Raw genomic sequence first — 19378 nt, 5'->3', positions numbered from 1 at the left:
GCAAGCTTGGCCAGCTACCCTCGCCGGGCTGTCCCATGCGCGGCAGTCTATGGTTCGAGGACTTATATGGCGATCAGCGAAAGCATCCAGCCCGGCGCGGTGGCCAAGAACGGCCGCGACATCTTCTTCGCGCTCGGCATCGTCATCATCCTGGCCGTGCTGTTCCTGCCGATCCCGGCCTTCCTTATCGACATCGGCCTCGCCTTCTCGATCGCGCTTTCGGTGCTGATCCTGATGGTGGCGCTGTGGATCCAGCGGCCGCTCGACTTCTCCTCGTTCCCGACCGTGCTGCTCATCGCCACGATGCTGCGGCTGTCCCTCAACATCGCCACCACGCGCATGATCCTGTCGCATGGCAATGAGGGCACGCACGCCGCAGGCTATGTCATTGCCGGCTTCTCCAAGCTGGTGATGGCCAGCGACTTCGTCATCGGCCTCATCGTCTTCATGATCCTGATTGTGGTGAACTTCATCGTCATCACCAAGGGCGCCACGCGTATCGCCGAAGTCGGCGCCCGCTTCACCCTCGACGCCATCCCCGGCAAGCAGATGTCGATCGACGCCGACCTTTCCGCCGGCATGATCGACGACAAGACCGCGCAGTTGCGCCGCCGCGAACTGGAAGAAGAAAGCTCTTTCTTCGGCTCGATGGACGGCGCCTCGAAATTCGTACGGGGCGACGCCATCGCCGGCCTCATCATCACCGCCATCAACATCGTCGGCGGTATCGCCATCGGCTACATCAGGCACGGCATGGGCATGGGCGAGGCCGCCGACGTGTTCATCAAGCTGTCGGTCGGCGATGGTCTCGTCACCCAGATCCCGGCGCTGATCGTTTCGCTCGCCGCCGGCCTGCTGGTTTCCAAGGGCGGCACCCGCGGCTCGACCAACCAGGCCGTGTTCGGCCAGCTCGGCGCCCATCCGCGCGCGCTTTACGTGGCGGCAGCGCTGCTGGTGCTGCTCGGCCTGATGCCCGGCCTGCCGCTGTTCCCCTTCTTCGCACTGGCCGGCGGCATGGCTGGCCTCGGCTACATCATCCCGATGCGCGCCAACCGCGTCCTCGCCGAGGCCGAGGCGCTGAAGACCCAGGAAAAGGCGACCAAGGCCGAGGAAGAGAAGAACTCGGTCAAGGCCTCGCTCGCCACCGCCGAGATAGAACTGCTGATCGGCAAGCAGCTGTCGACCCGGCTGCTCGTGTCACATCAGGAGCTGGTCTTCCGCATGGCCAAGATGCGCAAGAAGTTCGCCCAGCAATACGGCTTCGTCGTGCCGGAAGTGCGCGTTGCCGACGATTTCGCCATCCCGCCGAAGAGCTATCAGATCAAGGTGCATGGCACGGTGGTCGCCGAATATTCGATGCGCGTCGGTGAGATCATGGTTCTGCTCGGCAGCCGCGAAGTTCCCGAAATCCCCGGTGAAGAGATCCGCGAGCCGGCCTTCGGAATGCGTGCCTATTCCGTCATGGAAACCTTCGCCGAGGATTTGAAACGCGAGAACTACACCTTCGCCGACAACATGTCGGTGCTGCTCACCCATCTCTCGGAAGTCATCCGCAACAACCTTCCGCAGCTCCTGTCCTACAAGGACATGAAGGCGCTGCTCGAGCGCCAGGACCAGGAATACCGCAAGCTGGCCGACGAGATCTGCACCACGCACATCTCCTATCCCGGCCTGCAGGCGGTGCTGAAGCTGCTGCTCGCCGAACGCGTCTCGATCCGCAATCTGCATCTGATCATCGAGGCCATCGCCGAGATCGCGCCGCATGTGCGCCGCACCGAGCAGATCGTCGAGCATGTCCGCATCCGCATGGCCCAGCAGATCTGCGGCGACCTCTCGGAAGGCGGCGTGCTCAAGGTGCTGCGGCTCGGCAACCGCTGGGATCTCGCCTTCCACCAGAGCCTCAAGCGCGACGCCAAGGGCGAGGTGCGCGAGTTCGACATCGATCCGCGTCAGCTCGAGGAATTCGGCCAGGACGCCACCAAGGCGATCAAGAAATTCCTCGAGGCCGGCGAGCGCTTCGTTCTCGTCACAGCGCCGGACGCCCGCCCCTATGTGCGCATGATCATCGAGCGGTTGTTCACCACGCTGCCGGTGCTCTCCCATGTCGAAATCGCCAAGGGCGTCGAGATCAGGGTGCTCGGGACCATATCGTGAGCCTTCTCTCGCAGAGCGTCGTCATCGCGGCGTTCCTCGCCTTCTGCCGCATCGGCGCCTGCTTCATGCTGATGCCGGGCCTGTCCAGCGCCCGCGTGCCGGTGCAGGTCAGGCTGTTCGTGGCGGTCGCCGCCACCGGTGGCCTGCTTGCGTTCCTGTGGGACCGCATCATTCCTTTCGTCGATCCGCGCCCGCAGATCCTGGTGCCGATGATCATCTCGGAACTCCTGGTCGGCGGGCTTATCGGCGCCATGACCAGGCTCTACATGGAAGCGCTGCGCTTCATGGGCTCGGCCATCGCCATGCTGATCGGCTATGGCGGCTCGGGCGGGCCGGCGATCGAGGAACCGGAACCGCAGGCAGCCCTTGCCGCCATCATCTCGTTCTCGGCGCTGTTGATGCTGTTCGTCTTCGACTTCGACCACGAAATCGTCCGCGCTTTGGTGGCGTCCTACACGGTCGCACCGGTCAACGTCTTCTTCAACCCGCAAGCGGCGCTGGTCGACATCACCGACACCGTGTCGGACACCTTCTTCCTGGTCATCCGCCTCGGCAGCCCGTTCGTCGCCTATGCCATTCTGGTCAATCTGACGATCGGCTTCGTCAACAAGCTGACCCCGCAGATCCCGATCTATTTCATTTCCCAGCCCTTCGTCATCGCCGGCGGCATGATCATCTTCTATTTCGCCATCGGCACCATGCTGTCGCTGTTCGTCGACGGCTTCGTCGACCTGACTTTGGCGAGGTGAGATGAGCACGCGCAAGGACCGTCTGCGGAAACTGGTCAAGGTGCAGGAGCAACTGAAGGCGCTGCACGAGACCCGCCACGCCACTTTCCTCGCCGCGGCAAACGCGGCGGAGACCGAGGCCAAGGAATTGATCGGCCATTTCGACCAGGACAATTCGCTCTCCGGCCTGTTCCCCGATCTCTATCACCGCCGCATCGCCCAGGCGGTGGTGCGCCAGGAGAAGAGCCTGGAAAGCGCCAGGCAGGAGGCCGGCCTCATCGCCACGGCAAATGCCCGCACCAACATGGTCGAGCGCGCCTACAAGGAGGTGCGCAACCGCGACGAGCGCGAACGCTCCGACCGCGAACGGCTGGATCTGATCGCGCAGAAGCGGAACGAGGAATAGCTGCGGGAATCGCTTCCCTCGCTACGATTCGTTCAACGACAAATGTGCGCGTTCGTGCCTCCAACGGCACCCCAGCTGACATCACTGGACGAAGGCGGCACCGCCTTTGCTCCGATCGACACAGTCATTGGAAGTCGCCTTGGTGTTTGAGATCACGGCAAGAAGCTCGTTCCATCTCGACTCCAAAGTAGGGTGCTCTAACGCGGGATCTTTCGCCCAGTCAAAAACCCTACTCGCGTCCTTCTGGTCATCGAACTTTGGAATGTCCCTGCTGAACAAAGCAACGACAAGCTTTTTGAGGTCAGCCGAATATAGCGTCACCGATCCCTGCGTCGGCTCCGTGAAGGTGAGTGATCCCGGCAGCAGCCAGTGCGTGCCGATGCCGTCGCGCAACACCCGAGGCATATCGAGCTCATGCCGGGTAGCGATCGATCGGTGCTCGCAATAGATGTCGTGTATGTCGGAGAACACTTCACCTTCCATTCCCAAGCCGAGTTGCCCACCCGCCTGCAGCACCGAATTGAAGCCAAAGCTCTCAGTATAGCCTCCAGCCGAAGCAGATACGTCGGCAATGACGATGTGAAGCGGCGCCAGAGGCACGGACTTGTCCAACGATTTCAGGGCGTCTCGAACAAAAAGGTAAAGCGTCATTGTACCGCGGTTTTCAACCGCGCCGCCGTCCGTCACCCAATAGCGCTGTCGGACAGAGTCTGTTCCATCCGGTAATACATCGATGGCTGCGTCGGAGAAAACGGGCGGAAAATTCGAACTGAGGGCGGCGGCGCGGGCGATTGAAAGGTTTACGTCATCGATAGGGACGACTTTCATCACGGCCGGTTCATTCGCCGCCGCCCCCTGGTTGGGCGCCTTGAGGTTCGTCAGCACCAGCCGCCCGCCCGCAACGCTGCCGTCAAGCAGTTTTGGACATTTCGCGGCGAGTTCTGGAAATGAAAGATTGTCATCAGTACAGGTTGTTGGCTTGGCTTCAAACGAACCCAGCAACGACGTGTTGAACATCAAGCCGAAAGGCGGCGATCCCATCACTCCCGCACCCATGTTGCAGACGAACGACTCTGCAAGGATATTGCCCAAACGGGTTCGCGCCGGGATCCATCCGTCCACGTGCTCATCTTTCAGGGGATTTTCACCGCACACAGCCGGCTGCCAGCTTCGCCGTCCAAAGGTTGTCCGCAGATCACCGGCTCTTTCGAGAACGTCCTCGATGAAGGGATCCGCCATGACCTTCGAAAAATTCCCCCAAGCGTCATTGTCTGGATCACCGGGTCGCCGCAGTTCGCGCTCATGCAAGGCAAAGTAGGCTAGAGCGGCACTGCCACCGGATACACCACTGACGAGGACGACGTTACAGATCTTGCCTTGTTGTGCGAGCCCGTGAAGGACTGATGCCGTGTAGATGGCGGCGCGAGTGCCACCGCCAGAAGCGGCAATGGCAATTCTGGCATCGCTCGGGCCTAAGGGCGGGCAAGCGCCTGTTTGCCCGGTCTCAGACCGCAAAAAGCTGGCGGGGTCGAGGTTCTTGGGCGCCATCGAATGGATTTCCAGTTCGGCAGGCTGAGCCGCGTGGAAGAACGAGACCCAAGACGGCCCGGCTATCAAAATGAAGGCCAAGGTGCTTGTGATTACCGGAAAGACCAGTGCGGAACGTTGAAAGTCGCGCAAGCTCGGCAGTGGGTCGGGGAATACGCTCTTTGATGCCGGCATCTGTTCGATCTGCCGGCGAAAAGTGGACAGCAGTTCCGATGGAGTCTGGAACTGTAAGGCTGCCCCCTGGGCTTCGTATCCCTTCTTATACTCGCCCTGAATTTTCAATCGTCCCGCCCCATGCAGCGCTACCAGGCGACCGTTCGGCTTGATGGGGCTGGTAGGCTGGTTACCGATGTAGTCGTATCGCAGCTCAAAGGGAGGCCCAGCGGCAACACTGCCACCAAGTAGATGGAGAATTCTCCGCGCCGCGAATTGATCGCACCAGAACGCGTAGTACCACGCCGCCAAATAGAAAAAAGCGAGGTAGCCCATGATCTTGGTATTGCCGTATCCGGTGCTGCCTGCGTTGAACAGATAAGTGATGTAGTGCACGTCACCCAAGCGCGCCAGGGCAACGACAATCACCAGCAAGCTTATGGCAAGTTGCGGGCCTATGAAGAAGAGACGACCGATAGTTTTAAGAACTTCCATCAATCTTTCGAAAAGCACGCCGAGGAAGAGCACTGCCCAGCAGAGAACGCCGACAATTGCAAACACCCACCAAAGAAATCGATCCGGTACAAAGAGCACCAATAGCGATCCAGGCAAAAGCAGCTCGACCGGGTAGCGGACGGGCACAATGAGCAAGGCGGAAACCAGCGCTGCGAAAGGGCTGGTCCCCATGAAGTCGTAGCGATTCGTCGGTGGAAACAGGTCGACTGCGGGAAGCGCCTGCGCAAGTTCACTTCGTCCTTGGGGATTGAACAATCGCACGGCTACACACCAGGCCATGCCGAGTGCGATCGCCAAGATGATGACAATCGCGACACCAATGTGCAGGCGTAGTGATCCTGAATGATCGTCGTAGGTCTCAGGTTGGGTGAAGAGAAGCATTGGGGCGATCAAGACACCCAGGATCGCAAGCTGCCCAGCGAGAAGGTATCGCTGGACCCATGGTTGCAACCACGCTCCGATATGTAGCGCCAGCAACAGTGAAAGCCCGAATATCAACAGTCCGATCGTGGCCAACGTAAAGTGGAATGTCGGGCAGCCGAGCGCGATAACGACGATTAACATGAGAGACAGGACCGGGACGAACCAGGCGTAGCCATCGGGCGCAATCCAGCTCCAATACCACGCTCTGCCCGTTGGCAACGGCTGGTTCACAAAACCATCAAACCTTCGCCACCAACGAACGAAACTCCTCGTCTTGGCACCCAACCAATTGTAAAGGCCTGGTTGGTCATTCGCGGTAGCAGCTTGATCCACAGCAAACCTCTTGGCTTTCGTCATGTCTGGATTGCCCATTGCTGTGCCATCCACCGTGAGGACGCGAGTACGAAAGCTGGGTGTTCTTGGAAGCCCATGGCTCAATGCGGCTTCTGGCCCTAGCGCGGCCGGGCCAGCCGACACGCAACTGCCATGGGGAACACTCAGCCGGGCCACTTGAGTAGGGCGACCCGTTCATGCAGGTCAATCTAGTGGGATTGTAGGCATTCCCTGGTTCCACTTTTCAAGCTTTCCCAAGAAGCCCCACGCCGCAAGGCCAAGAAATAACGGCATTGCGAAAGGGCTTAACCCCATGGCTGGCGTGATATTGGACAGTGCAGTGCCTACCGCGGTCAGATCACCCGACACGCCAGGCGAAGTCGCCAATTTGGAAAGCAGCTGCGTAATTATCGCCCCGCCAATACCAATCGCCGATTTCTTTCCGTCGAGCAGATTCCCGATCGTCTGACCGAGCGCACCGTTCACTGGGCCTAACGGCGCATCCTTGGCTTGGCCAGGGAGCAAGATGGCCGAGACCAGGTCGATCGCCCTTCGCAAGCGATCTTGCTGACTACCGCCCTGATTGACTGGCGGGACGGTGTTCGCCACGCGCTGAACTGCACCTCCCAACGCACTGACAATGCCCGCGAGGTCGCTGTTCACGCCAACCGTATTTACATGGACAGGTGAAGGCACCTTGTCCGATCTATCGGTCAAGGCGCGAATAGCGGCCTGCAAAGATTCGAGCTTCTCGCGAATATCACTTGCGGCGCCATCCGAGCTGGGCTGCAGCTGCCGGTCAATCGCCGCAATCGTAAGGGGATCTGCTAACCCCGTATCGTCCAGTCCGTTTTGTTGTTGAAAGCGCGACAGAGCTGTCCTGGTCAAAGGTCCGCTCCGCCCATCTTCGACCAATTGCGGGTCTGCTCCCAGAGCGTTCAACGAATGCTGAAGCCAGACAACATTCTTTGCCATCTCATCGTCTGGTTCCAAGCCCGGCAAACCGCCGTCTGAACCGATGCTGATCGTTGGGTCAAGGCTGAGGAGAGCCTTCAAGATCACTGCCGTCCCGAGCTGCGTATCCGCAAAATTGGGGTCGAAAACATGGTCTTTGACATACTTGCCGGCTCGCGCCTCGGGCGGCCCGTACAAGGTGGAACCACCGTAAAGGTACGGAGAATTCACACCTTTTCCGTGGTAGCCAAAACCATTGAACCCCTCGAGCCTGAACAGAGTTCGCGCAATCCCCCAATCGCTGGCGCCGACAAAGCCCTCCAGCCGCAAAGCGTCCAACGCTCCGTCGACAAAAGCGTTCGGCCCGGTGAATGGCCCACGGCCCTTCGGAACAATGGTGGTACGTTGGCCAAGTGGCTGGCCATTGCCGAGATAAGTGCCGAAATTCAGCGAAGACTCACGGTAGTGACAGACGCCGACAAACCACCATGGAACACCCGTCCGGCTTTCGATCTGAGTATAGATCGTCTTGCCATCCAGAATGCGCTTGGCTTCCTTTTTGACGAGGCTGGCTCGGTTGGATCGGATTTCCAGCCTCTCCCAGTTGCGCTCATATCCCTCTTTATATTCATCAAAGAGTCCCATTGCCCATATCCCCCTTCGAGTTGTGATTGACCAAATTCGACTGCGCTAAACCTCCGCCAAACTGGAAAGCCGGACACCTTTGTCAGGCGCCGGCAGGGGCGGACATCTCAAGAATCTCCGCCCTGTTTCGTCCCGCCGAATTGTCGAAGATTGTCACGACATATCCGGTCGTCCCCTGACTTCACCCGCTGCCAAGGACTGGTTGTCACCGGTAGTGAAGCGGCGGCCCCATGCCGAGCCCGTAGGAGACCAGGTCCTTCAGTCTGAAGCCTGCCCCGCTCACAGGCTTCCACAAAGGATCGAGCGACAGGTAAGACCTGCCGTCGCCAAACAGCAATCCGAGGAAGACCTCCGCCACAATCCGGCCGCCCACCGGTCCAAGCTGCGGCGTGGAACGTGTGCCGCCGCCTGTAATCGGGATAGCCATGTTGGTCTTGTGTGTTGCCGCTTCGGCAAGGACATAGGTCCAAAGTGGGCAGTTGTCGGCGAAGGCCTTGCCGTCGCCACCCTTGGCTGTGACGGCATCGATGATCGGGCCTACGACATCACCATCCTCGGGAGCGTCCACAGCCTTGCCGATTATGATGTCCGCATCGGCCAGGGGCTCGATGGCCATGGCACGTGCGACGCTCTGGCCGGACGGCAGGCCGAGGAGCCAGCCCCGCAAGAGATTGCGCTCGCCGAGGGAGGCCGGCGGGTCACCCGCCACAGCTTTCGGCAGATCGTGCAGGAAACCGACGAGGGATGTGTCGATCCTGTAGGCAAATTGCAGCCGACGCACGTTGGCAGGATCTCCAGTCTCGGGATCCGATCCGCCTGCGCGCTTGTCAATGTCGATAAATCGACCCCAGTCCAGGGCGCGACCCGGCTTCATCGTCTGGAAGCCGGTAAGCGCCTCCTCATGCGGCTTGCCGGCGCGTGGGAAGATCGGCAGCAGCTTGTCGTCGTTCAGCCGATAACCGGGCCTTACCATCGAATGGCCAAGCCTGTAGGCGGCGACCGAAAACTCGACTGGCATGAACGGCAGGTTGCGCCAGTGATAGTACCGCAATCGCTTTTGATCGAAGCGGCCGTCCGTCTTGAGTGCGTCAAGGATCGGTTGCGAAACGACCCTGGCGAGGAAGTCATTGACGACAACATACTGGTAGTGGAAGCGGACGAGCTGCTGGACCGCTTCAAAATCCAGGCCCGGATTGTCATCGACCATCCGGTTGTGCACGTTGAGCATCAGCCCTTGCAGTTGCGAAACCAGACTGTTTTCATCGTTGCGGGGGTCGCCGATGATTGCGCGTCCGGCGAAGCGCGGCAGATCGTGTCCGGGCTGGCCACCGGCTCCTGTCATTGCATCGCCGTGGCGGAAGCGGCCTTCTTTCGTATACATGTAAGGCTGGTCGGCGGGACCCCGGCCATAGACATTATCCAGATTAAAGCTCGGCGTGCGGAAATCCACCAGCCCATCGGGATCCAGCGATTTACGCAAGGTGCTGACGGGATCGAAGGTGATGTCGTGATCAACGAACTGGCCAAAATAGGTATAGAGGGCAGGAATCCCGCTTTCCTCGGCGTCGAGCCCATCTTTCGGCTCGTCAATATCAGCAGACATGGCGGCGCCGAGCGCCTTGAGGTTGCGACGGTTGTCATCGTCGTTTGCCCCGAACGTTGCGGGTGCCAGATTTCGGAACATGCGGCCGAAGCGGCCTTCGAACAACGGCGATCGTGTCGCATCAATGCCACGGGGCGGGGTGCCATGCGCTGCCATTTTTGATCTCCTGTCTTGTCGAATTTCTGATCCGAGGATGGCCTTGTGTCGACGAAGCCGCTTCGCCCTTCCGAGTGGGCCGCGAGGCACAGGCCGGCCCCATCCGGTCATGGCCCCGCGGCGCCGCTCCCGGGAGGAAACCCGAAATGGGCCTTGTGTCGAAGAAGCCGCTTCGCCCTTCCCAGTGGGCCGCGAGGCACAGACCGGCCCCATCCGGTCATGGCCCCGCGGCGCCGCTCCCGGGAGGAAATGAATTGGCGCCGATTTTCCATCGTCTCGTCCGGTGCGGGTCGTTCAGCTCCGGGGCAGTCGAGATGACGTCTCGGAAACAACCATTAGACCAGCTAGCGTGAAATCAGCGTGAGATGACGGCCATCTTCGGCTCTCGCGTTTTTCAGAGTTCGCTTTGCCTTGCCTGCGACGCTTGTTGACCCGATCAAAATCGTAAGGCGAAAGTGGCAGCCAGGAGTGAGAAGGCTTTCTTCAACAGCGAGGATGGTGAATTGACCGCCGCGAATGCGTTTGAACTGGCAGCGCGATTTTGTTCAAAGCCGCAAGATTTGGCACCTGACCAGGCTGCAATGGCACGCGGGTTGCTCACCTCACTTGGGTACTTTGGCTCCCGCGACACAGATCCCGACCCGGTGGTGGTCAACAACCGCCAAGGACTACTGTTGGCCGCAGCGAATTTTGGCAATCTGTTCCGCTTGCACGCCCGCTACGCACCGGGGCTGCACTTTTTTGGTGCGCAGGTACATCGCAGTTGGAGAGATTCGGCCTCACCCACTTCGGCGAGCTTCAGCGGTGTCGGCCTCACCCCGGGGCGCGCATTCGAGGCCTGCATCGGCGAGGGCATCGAATATCATAGCGAATGGCAAGTGCCGCACGGGACGACGCACGGCACGCCAGTAGATGGTGTAAGTCATTGGCAGGACATTCGGCTGGCTGAACACCTCGACGATTTCCAGATGCAATCCGGTTTCGGTGAAAGTGACCGATGGGTGCCCGTGCGCCGGCTGGACGACGGTCGGCAGGGCTATCTGCCCGAGACACTTTTCATTCGCGGCGCAAACCGAAGCGCCTGGGTAACCAGTTGCGGATGCGCCGCAGGGATAACCCACGAGGCTGCCCTGACCTCGGCGCTGCTGGAAGCAATCGAGCGCGATGCGGTTGCCGCCTGGTGGCGCAGCAGGCGCGGCGGCCGGTTGATCGGACTGGAAGCGCTTGCTGGCGCGGGCGTGCTCGATCTGCTTGCGCGGATAAGGCAGGAGAAGCTCGGCAGATGCACCCAGTTTCTCGACATATCGGGTGAGTTTCCCGCGCCTGTAATCGCGGCGCTATCCTTCGACGCGGATGGTCGCGGCCTGGCAGTCGGGCTGGCTTGCAGGCTGGACGCGGGCAACGCCCTGAGGGCGGCGCTGCTGGAAATGTGCCAGATGGAACTGGCTCTCGATCTGGCGGCAATGAAACGCGCAGAACAGGGGGTTGAGAGGCTCGACGAGGTCGACCGCCTGCAGGCGGAGCGCGCCGAGACCCCTGGCGCAATCGACACGGGCCTCGTCTCACACCTGTCCAGTGGCGTGCTGATGCACAAAAATGATGAAAGGGACTTGAATTTCGTATCCTTGGTTGGCGAAATGCTTAAGAAGCAATACCGCATATACGCAGCGGATCTGACCACGCCGATGTTTGACATTCCCGTCGCCAAAGTCTTCGTCCCAGGGCTGCAGCCATTTCCGTCGCCGTTCCAGTCGCGTCGGCTTCATTCCCTCATTGACCAGGCCGGCCCGAGCGGCCGCGCCGATCTTATGTAGACGGAGGCAGTTGCGGGACAACGATGATCGGGCACAACTCCCCAACGAGGACTGCGCCGCTGATCAGTGTCACGACGCTTGACAAGGTAGCGCTGAGCCAATTTGGGCGAGACGTCGCCGTGAGAAACCGCAAATCGCGTGCCGTCCTTGCCTATCTTGCACTGAGCCCTCATGGTTTTGAAACCCGCGAGCGCATCTGCGGCTTGCTCTGGAGTGAATCGGACGAGGCACGAGCGAGGGCCTCGCTTAGGCAAACCGTAGTCGATCTCAAGACCTGCCTGGCTGAAGTCGAAGGGGTCTTCCTCGGAGACCGGCTCAACGTGACGCTGAAGCAGTCGCTCGTCACAGTGGATGTGAGCGAGATCAGGCACGAGCTGAAAGCTGGAAGGATTCCGCCCGTCCTTCTGGAGAGGCAACGTGTCGCAGAAAGCTTTCTCAATGGCCTGGACGACATCGACCCCTCGTTTCGCAACTGGGTCCTCGTCCAGCGGCAATGCCTTCAGGACGAATTTATCTCATGTCTGGAAGCGATGGCCAAGGCCGCGGCAGACTGGCCAGCGCTAAAGCGAGCCGGACAAGCCCTGCTCAATCTCGATCCGACCAACGAGATCGGGTGCCGAGCAGTCATGGAAGCGTCGGCTCGGATGGGCGACCAAGCAACGGCCTTGAGGGCCTATAAGGGGCTTTGGGACCTGCTTGAAACAGAGTTCGACAGCGAACCTTCAGCCGCCACGCAGGCTCTGGTCAGTGACATCAAGCTCGGTACGATCGGGGCCACGGACAGGGGGGCGGTAACCGCGGTTGCCGCCGAGGCATTCGGGTCCCAGGCGCAACGGCTGCAAGAGCCCGCCGCCGGCGTGCTGCTGTTCGTGCGGGAGTTCGAATTGGTGAGCGGTTCCGTCCGCGCGCGGAACGCGGTGCAAATCTTCCGCAGTGAACTGGTCGCGTCGCTGGTGCGGTTCCGCGACTGGGCGGTAATGGAATGGGAAGGGCATCCCCCCCGCTTCACCGAGAATGCCTACTGCATCGAGGCGACCGGATTTGTCGACGGGCCGGCATTGCGTCTCAGCATGACGCTTAAGCAGCTTGCATCGGGGCGCTACATCTGGAGCGAGCAGTTTGTCATCGAAAACAGCCAGTGGTACCAGACCCAGCAGAGGCTCATCCGCCGCATCGCTGTCGCGCTGGGTGTCAGCATGTCGTCCGAACGGCTGGTTCAGATCGCCAGCATCCCGGACCTGTCGCTGGAGCAGTTCGACCGCTGGCTGAGGGCGCAGGAACTGATCTTTCAGTGGCGCCCGGAGTCAGAGGAGAGGGCCGAGGCTCTGTTCAGATCAATCATCGCGGAGTCACCGCGGTTCGCTGCCGCCTACGCCGGGTTGGCCGGCATCATCAATTCACGGCATCTGATCTTTCCCGGCATCGGCCGGCGACGCGAACGCCACGCAGAAGCGCTGACGTTTGCCAAGCAGGCGACCCAGATCGATCCGATCGATTCGCGAAGCCAACTGCATCTGGCGTGGTCCTACGCCATGAACGGCATCCCGCAGCAGGCGGCCATCAGCTTCCTTCTGGCCTGCGAACTCAATGGCAACGATCCCTGGACCTTGGTCTCCGCTTCTCTCGGGCTTGCCTATTGCGACGATCGCGAGAACGCGCGGCGTATCGCCACTCTGGCGTTGCAGACCGGACTCGGCGTTTCACGCCTGCAATGGAGCTATCAGGCGGGCGTGCGGTTCCTGCTTGGCGACTATGCCGGTTGCGTCGAAGCGGCCGAGCGCGCCGCCGATAGTGTGTCGTACATCGGCGGCTGGAAGGCTGCGGCGCTCGCCTTGCTCGGAAATGAGCAAGCCGCGCATCAAGAGGCCGACCGATTTTTAGCGCAACTGAAGACGACGTGGTTTGGAAATGAGTCACCGGAGCCGGGCAATGTCGGCACATGGCTCATGGACAGCTTTCCGATCTACAGTCCAGACGCCCTCGAGGCGCTGCGCCGAGGGCTAGCCGGGGCCGGCATTGTCGTCAGCCAGATACCTTTGCCAGAGCCCGTTCTATCGGCAGCCCCGAATGGTGTAGTCCGCGATGCGTGAGTAGAAGAAACTGTCGCGGTTGAACGGCACCGTTTCGAGAATCGCATCGAAATAGAATTCCGGAATGCCATAGTCGGCCATGCCGCCTTGTTCGGTCTGGAGCTTCTTTTGCGATTGCGTCACTTGATTGTTGGGCGGTAACCGCAGGAAGAAGACGTGGTCGTATCCCTGAACGATCTGGATTTCCTTATAGCGGTCCGGCACGACGACGAGCCCATCGAGTTGGGCCTTGAACTCGGCCAAGTCGCGCGGACGCGTGCTGGGGTCCTGTGCCCATTGCACCACCTTGCGGCCGGTCGCCTCGAAGTTAAGGGTTCGGATCGGTTCGGGAAAGGCGTCCAAATTGTCGACGGGGTCAGCCATGTTCAAGCTCCAGGAGTTGTAGGCGGGGTGATAAACCGGGGCCAGGCGTCGCCCAGATTGAGCGCGCTGGCGACGAAAAGGATCAGGTCGGCCATTGTTCGCGGGATGCCGGTGGGGAACAGTCTGGCGACGAGGTCCTGCGTAATTGGGTCGTCTTCGATCATGGCGCGCGAGGCCGCGAGCCTTGCCATGAAGACATCCCCTACAATCACCGATCCGATGGTACCGAAACACAGCCCGTCCTGTTCGATCGCGGCCTCCAACAACAGCCAGAACAGCAAAGGCGGATTTTCTGCCAGCTCAGTCGCCTCGGCCGCGGTGAAGGCAACGGTCGATCCTTGAAGCCAGGATCGAATAGCCTGGTGCCGTTTCCCGGCATCGCCGAGTAACGGCGCGGTCGCGAGAGCGGCCTGAGGCAATTGTTCGATCAAGGCATCGAGCCTTAGCAGGCCACCAATGGTTCCTCGGACCAAATCGCTGAACAAAAGTCCCGACGCATTCGGATCGGGTAGTGCAGCGCTGTCTGCTTCGCTCAACAGCCCCGCTGTGGCGGGGTCAAGTGGCTTTGAATCGGGGCCGACGCACAGGATCGGCATGCTGTAGGCACTCAGCAGCACGTCGTTGACCGTTGGTCCGATCCGCCGACTGAACTGCGGCGTCGAGCCGGCGATCTGGAAGAAATGCGACCAATCGGCGATCCAGTGTTCGGAGACCGGGAATCTATGCGGGCGTGACGAGGAGCGGTTGAGCAACACGTTCTCCAGCCCTTCGCCTTCCGGATGCTGGTCATTGAAGACATAGGAAAGCCTGACCATGGAATGGCCCAAGCGGTATGCCGCGTGGGAAAACTCAATCGGGATGCCTTGCGGCATGTCGACCAGTGGTCTGAACCCGTTCGCGTTGTAGAGGTCCCATATCGGCTTGGCGATGAGGCGCGGCAGCAAATCATTTTGCAGCACATTCCGGTAAATCGCCGTCGTGACGCGGCGTGTCCGGTCGAAAAGATACGCGCCTGCCGGCAGTTCGACGTCCTTTTTGGGTATTCCGCTGCTGCTCAGTGCACCGGCCACGGCATTGTGCAGGTGCAGGAAAAGCGCCGTCATTTGCGCAATGTTGGCGTTGTCGTCGCTACGCTGGTCTGCGACCAGGACATCCGTCCGACCCCTTTCGACTCCATCGCTCAGATCGGCCTGTTGAAAGCGTGGCAAGTCGCGTATGGCAAAGGGACAGGCGCCCGCGGGAATCGCCATGGCGTTCGGTGACGGCGGTGCCATCGGCCCGGTACGCATGAGCGACCTGACCACTTCACCAGGCTTGGCCACGACATACAAACCAGGGTTCGAGAACGGTCCTCCGCCGTAAAGCACGTCGAGCAGGAGTGCCTCCTCGCGTTCGTTGCGACGCTCTGCCTCGTGGGCCGCCAACAAGGGACTGAGCGAGGAATTGCGGATAATGTCGTGTGCGGCGAACTGGGCAAGATAGGTGTATCCTGCCGGAATCCGCTCGTTGGTTTTGTTGCCACCTCCGGCGGATGCCATACTCATCCTGCGCAGCAGCTTGGCAAACAGGCACTGAGTGGCCCAAGGCGTCTCCAGGCCATGATAGAGCTTGGCTTCGTCCGCGCCGGCAGCATTGCCGAAGTTGCGAAACTGCACCTGACGCGGATCGACAGCGCCGGCGATGCCTTGAACACCGCCCGACACGGCCAGCCCGGCGGTAGTCGTGCCGCGATGAGCGTTCATTCCGGTTCTCCCCGTCCCTTGGACCGTATTCCATACGTGTCGTGAAACCAGCGTGAAATGCTACTAATTTCGCGGCGCGCGAGGAAAGTTGACGGCCCAAGATCTGCCGGTCGGCAATGCGCCGCATGGTCGCCGTCCGCCGATCCCCGCCAAGCCTGGAAGCTGCCGTACTGTATCTTTGAACGGCGACATAAACAAAGTGCTTCGTGCCCGCTGGTGACCTTGGCCTCGAATCCAAGCTTCGCTAGAGTTCACGACATGCTGAACGCCATTCACCACGTCGCGCTCATCTGCACCGACTACGACCGGTCGCGACGGTTCTACGTCGAACTCCTCGGCCTCGATCTGATCCGGGAGGTCTATCGGGAGGAGCGACAGTCATGGAAGGCCGATCTGCGGATCGGGTCCGTCCAGCTGGAATTGTTCTCCTTCCCCGCCCCAGTGACGAGGCCGTCCTATCCAGAGGCGACGGGCCTGAGGCATCTGGCATTTGCCGTGGCCAATCTCGATCCCGTAATCATGCGCCTGGAAGCCGCCGGCGTCGCCGTTGAGCCAATCCGCATCGACCCATATACAGATCAACGGTTTACCTTCTTCAGCGACCCGGATGGATTGCCGCTGGAACTCTGCGAAGTCCCATAAGCAACGGTACGCTTTCGCCACCATGCCGGTCGCGGCCTGCCCGCGCCGTTGCATTGGCGCCGCCTCGGGTCGAAAATGCCCCCATGGAAGCAGTCCGATTTCCCAAACTCATGACACCAAGGCTCGTGCTTCGGGCGCCCAGCGAAAGGGATGTCCCGGCATGGTTTGCGCGCGCGACGGATGTCGAATCCGCCTCCCTCGCCGGTGATCCCATTCCCGGCGACATAAGCGCGGGCGAGCGATGGTTGGCCCGCTCGCGTCAGCGGTTCGCCGACGGCAAGGCGATCCAGTGGTCGATGGACCAGACGGGAGTATCGGACGCGATCGGGACGATAACCCTGACCTTCGGCGCAACCGATGCCAAGGCAGCCGCATTGGGATTTGTGCTGGCACGCGCGCATTGGGGGCACGGGCTGGGTAGCGAGGCGGTGCGCGAAGTCCTGCGCTACGCCTTTGAAACCCTGGCGCTTGAACAGGTGACGGCCGAGGCGGCGGCGCGCAATTTCGCGTCGCTGCGGATATTGGCGAAGCTCGGCTTCAGGCATATCGAGAGCTTCATCGATGAGTCCGATGGCGAGCGCTGCGAGCGTTTCGCACTCGACGCGGATATCGGATCGCCACTGTCGACGAGCGACCGCTAGGTCCCGTGCTTGCTCGATTCAATTGCAGGTATTCGCAGCCTTAAGCGCTTCGGCACGGGAGGGTTCGTGCAAATCCGCGATCCGGCGGACAGCAGCGTAGAACCTTGGATAGTCGCCGGAACACAAATCGAACAGATGAAGGAACGCCGGAACCTGTTCACCGTAGACGGCAGTCGCGGCGAGCTTTGCATTGTTGATCGGGGCATCGAACCAGGCATCGTATCCCCGGTATCCGGCCCAGCTTTTGTCGCGCATCTGTCGGTAGCGCATCCGCAGCCTGTCGATCGTGGCTGCCTTGGCAGCCGCCATCTGCTCAGGGGCGCGGGGACTTCCATAGACCTGCCGCAACTCATCCCGCGTTTTCGCGATCAGTCCGAGAAAATCCGCCTGGCGCTTGCGGTTCGTTTCGTAGCGGCGCAATCCGGCGCGATTTCCCATGGCGCGGAGCCATTTCCTCACACCGCTGGTTTCGACGGCTACCGCGAAAGCCTCGTTGAACGCGGAGTCGTTGTTCACATAGATTTTCTGATGCGCCAGCTCATGAAAGACAAGGCTGGCGATATAGGTGTCGTCCTGACGCAGCATGGTGCTGAGCAGCGGGTCGCTGAACCAGCCCAGCGTGGAGTAGGCGGTGACGCCTGACACATAAACGTCCAGTCCTTGCCGCTGCAGTTCGGCGGCGCTTTCAACCGCTGATTTGCGGGAAAAGTAACCCCGGTACGGAACGCAGCCGAAGACCGGAAAGCACCATGTTATCGGCGTAAGCGAGAATCGCGGCGCGGCAAAAACGGCAAGGGTCACATCGGCCCGGCCGATGTCGACATAGCTGCGATAGCTGCTGTTGTCGGGCAGCGCCAGTTCTTCCGTGGCAAAGCGGCGTATGGCGCTGGCCGACGTCAATTTGGCGCGCAATACCTCGGGCGTCGAGGGATCACGGATGAGCCTTCCGACATTTTTCCGCGCGGCCATGATCTGCACGTGGCCCTCCACCGACTGCGCGTAGTAGGAAATGCTGGTGCACCCGGCCAGGCCGGACGCCACAATCACAGCGGCAAGCATTCGAAGAACGCGCTTCACTGTTTGCCCACCGCTTGCCCATCTCCCATGCAGCAAATGTCTCGTTCTCAAACAGGCGCACCAATTCCCGTCAAGATGTACAGGGGCAGCGGGCCGGACTTTCGACGTTGGCAGGATTGGCGATGCGGCCATTCGCCTACGGCGTGCCGTGTCCCCCTGGCTGTCGTCAGCTTGCGGGCTGCCGCGGTCATTCGAGAACGGCGGCGGATGCCCGCTTCCGGCCCGAAGCCGACACCTCGTCTCCACCCCACATTCCGCCCCCTCCCCTCGCGCAAGCCTGCCACAAGCTTGTTGAGGCATGGTCTGGCCAAGGAAAACCGGTAAAAGGCGGACTTTCTTGGCGATTTCTCCACCCAGCGACATCGTTATGGATGTCGCCCGAGCTGCCGATCCGATGGATATCGAGGCTGCCCGTGCCGCGCTGACCAGGCGCGCGGGTGGCGCGGCCGGTGCCTTTTCGGTCGACACCTCCGGTTCGCTGGATACCGCGGCGTCGGTCGACGCCGGCTCGATTCTGTCGCGCGCCACGGCTGACAAGGCGGCGGCGACAGCCGATCCGGCCAAGAAATTCAAGAAGTTCGAGGCGATGGTCTTGCAGACCTTCATTCAGAACATGCTGCCCAAGGACACGGAGGGCGTCTATGGCACGGGTCTGGCCGGCGACATGTGGAAGTCGCAGCTCGCCGAGCGCGTTGCCGACGTGATGGCCGAGCGCGGCGGCATCGGCATCGCCAAGTCGCTGCTTGCCGACCACTATATGGACGGCAAGCGCAAGGTGCCGATCGGCCCGGTTTCAAACGGACCGGAAAAGACCGAGATCGATCAGCAGACCCGTCTGTCCAGCTCGCTCGTCCAGGAATTGCAGCGCAAGGCCGCCAGGTCGATGACCGGCGACGAGACAACCATAAAAACAGACATCAAGATCTAGACTGGGAAACACCATGGCCGATTCTTCCGAATTCACTGCCAACCTGCCGGCGCGCACGACCGCGTCGGAGGCTCCGATCCCGTTCGCGCGGCCCGGAAACCTTGCCGCCATCATCGGCCGCATCGAGGAGGTGGTCGAGGAAGAGACCGCCGGCATCCGCAGCGATACCGGCTATGATCTCAAGGCGTCGAACGCCCGCAAGAGCCGCTATCTCTACGAGCTGACCCGCGCCATGAAGGGCGGCAGCGAAGCCGAGTTCCTCGAACAGCACCGCGAGGGCCTGACCCGGCTGCGCCAGAAACTGGCGAAGAACGAGGCGGCGATCCTGGCGCATCTGAGCGCCGTCAATGAGGTCGCCGGCCTGCTGCGCAGCGCCATCCAGCGCGCCGAAACCGACGGCACCTACTCCGCCGGCGAGTTCGGCCGGATGAAAGGTTAGCGCGATGATCTCGGGCTCGGGCT

General features: G+C 60.9%; 15 protein-coding genes. 9 read left to right on the top strand and 6 right to left on the bottom strand.

The genetic code is table 11. The features are described from left to right. Window positions 1–66: 66 nt before the first annotated feature. The 3 genes from flhA to CK226_RS18605 are packed head-to-tail and all read left to right on the top strand — an operon-like array spanning window position 67 to window position 3288. Entirely contained in the window at window positions 67–2154 is a 2088-nt protein-coding gene (gene flhA, locus CK226_RS18615; RefSeq protein WP_095772642.1) for a flagellar biosynthesis protein FlhA, read from the top strand. Beyond that, a complete protein-coding gene (gene fliR / locus CK226_RS18610) occupies window positions 2151–2903 on the top strand; it encodes a flagellar biosynthetic protein FliR (protein ID WP_095786958.1) in 753 nt (250 codons plus the stop codon). The genes flhA and fliR overlap by 4 nt, the downstream gene beginning before the upstream one ends. 1 nt (window position 2904) lies before the next feature. Then, complete coding sequence (locus CK226_RS18605; protein ID WP_095792684.1) at window positions 2905–3288, top strand: hypothetical protein; 384 nt, start codon at window positions 2905–2907, stop codon at window positions 3286–3288. 81 nt (window positions 3289–3369) lie between these two features. Here the strand turns inward: CK226_RS18605 and CK226_RS18600 are convergent, their stop codons facing one another. From CK226_RS18600 to CK226_RS18590, 3 genes are all read right to left on the bottom strand, one after another. Next, window positions 3370–6285 carry a patatin-like phospholipase family protein gene (locus tag CK226_RS18600; RefSeq protein ID WP_095772739.1) on the bottom strand — a complete coding sequence of 972 codons (2916 nt, stop codon included), beginning with the start codon at window positions 6283–6285 and terminating at the stop codon, window positions 3370–3372. A 180-nt stretch (window positions 6286–6465) separates the two neighbouring features. Continuing rightward, window positions 6466–7860, bottom strand: a complete 1395-nt coding sequence (locus CK226_RS18595) for a peptidoglycan-binding protein (RefSeq protein WP_095792683.1) — start codon at window positions 7858–7860, stop codon at window positions 6466–6468. A gap of 205 nt (window positions 7861–8065) precedes the next feature. Beyond that, entirely contained in the window at window positions 8066–9619 is a 1554-nt protein-coding gene (locus CK226_RS18590; protein ID WP_179301077.1) for a heme peroxidase family protein, read from the bottom strand. Between the two features lie 455 nt (window positions 9620–10074). Between CK226_RS18590 and CK226_RS18585 the strand changes: the two genes are divergently transcribed. Beyond that, window positions 10075–11433: a YcaO-like family protein gene (locus tag CK226_RS18585; RefSeq protein ID WP_245437777.1), complete on the top strand. Its 1359-nt coding sequence runs from the start codon at window positions 10075–10077 to the stop codon at window positions 11431–11433. A 23-nt stretch (window positions 11434–11456) separates the two neighbouring features. After that, on the top strand, window positions 11457–13523 hold the full coding sequence (locus CK226_RS18580) for a BTAD domain-containing putative transcriptional regulator (protein WP_095792680.1): 2067 nt from the start codon (window positions 11457–11459) through the stop codon (window positions 13521–13523). Here CK226_RS18580 and CK226_RS18575 read toward each other — a convergent pair. Further along, window positions 13485–13886 (bottom strand): hypothetical protein, encoded by a 402-nt coding sequence (locus tag CK226_RS18575; protein WP_095772636.1) that lies wholly within the window; start codon window positions 13884–13886, stop codon window positions 13485–13487. The two genes, CK226_RS18580 and CK226_RS18575, sit on opposite strands and share 39 nt — an antisense overlap. Window positions 13887–13888: 2 nt before the next feature. Beyond that, window positions 13889–15628: a peroxidase family protein gene (locus CK226_RS18570; protein ID WP_095792679.1), complete on the bottom strand. Its 1740-nt coding sequence runs from the start codon at window positions 15626–15628 to the stop codon at window positions 13889–13891. 258 nt (window positions 15629–15886) lie between these two features. Between CK226_RS18570 and CK226_RS18565 the strand changes: the two genes are divergently transcribed. Continuing rightward, on the top strand, window positions 15887–16270 hold the full coding sequence (locus CK226_RS18565; protein WP_095786965.1) for a VOC family protein: 384 nt from the start codon (window positions 15887–15889) through the stop codon (window positions 16268–16270). A 125-nt stretch (window positions 16271–16395) separates the two neighbouring features. Continuing rightward, the gene (locus CK226_RS18560; protein ID WP_095792736.1) at window positions 16396–16911 is read left to right on the top strand and encodes a GNAT family N-acetyltransferase; all 516 of its coding nucleotides are present in this window, start codon (window positions 16396–16398) and stop codon (window positions 16909–16911) included. Window positions 16912–16929: 18 nt separating this feature from the next. On the opposite strand, the gene CK226_RS18555 is transcribed toward CK226_RS18560, so the two are convergent. After that, a complete protein-coding gene (locus CK226_RS18555; RefSeq protein ID WP_095792678.1) occupies window positions 16930–17970 on the bottom strand; it encodes an aminopeptidase in 1041 nt (346 codons plus the stop codon). Window positions 17971–18286: 316 nt separating this feature from the next. Here CK226_RS18555 and CK226_RS18550 point away from each other — a divergent pair, with 316 nt between their 5' ends. Beyond that, entirely contained in the window at window positions 18287–18916 is a 630-nt protein-coding gene (locus CK226_RS18550) for a rod-binding protein (RefSeq protein ID WP_179295803.1), read from the top strand. Window positions 18917–18929: 13 nt separating this feature from the next. Beyond that, the gene (locus CK226_RS18545; RefSeq protein WP_095786967.1) at window positions 18930–19355 is read left to right on the top strand and encodes a hypothetical protein; all 426 of its coding nucleotides are present in this window, start codon (window positions 18930–18932) and stop codon (window positions 19353–19355) included. The last annotated feature ends 23 nt before the right edge of the window (window positions 19356–19378 follow it).

Source organism: Mesorhizobium sp. WSM4311 (assembly GCF_002295115.1).
In the GTDB taxonomy this organism is placed as follows: domain Bacteria; phylum Pseudomonadota; class Alphaproteobacteria; order Rhizobiales; family Rhizobiaceae; genus Mesorhizobium.
This window is presented reverse-complemented; position numbering and strand designations above follow the sequence as displayed.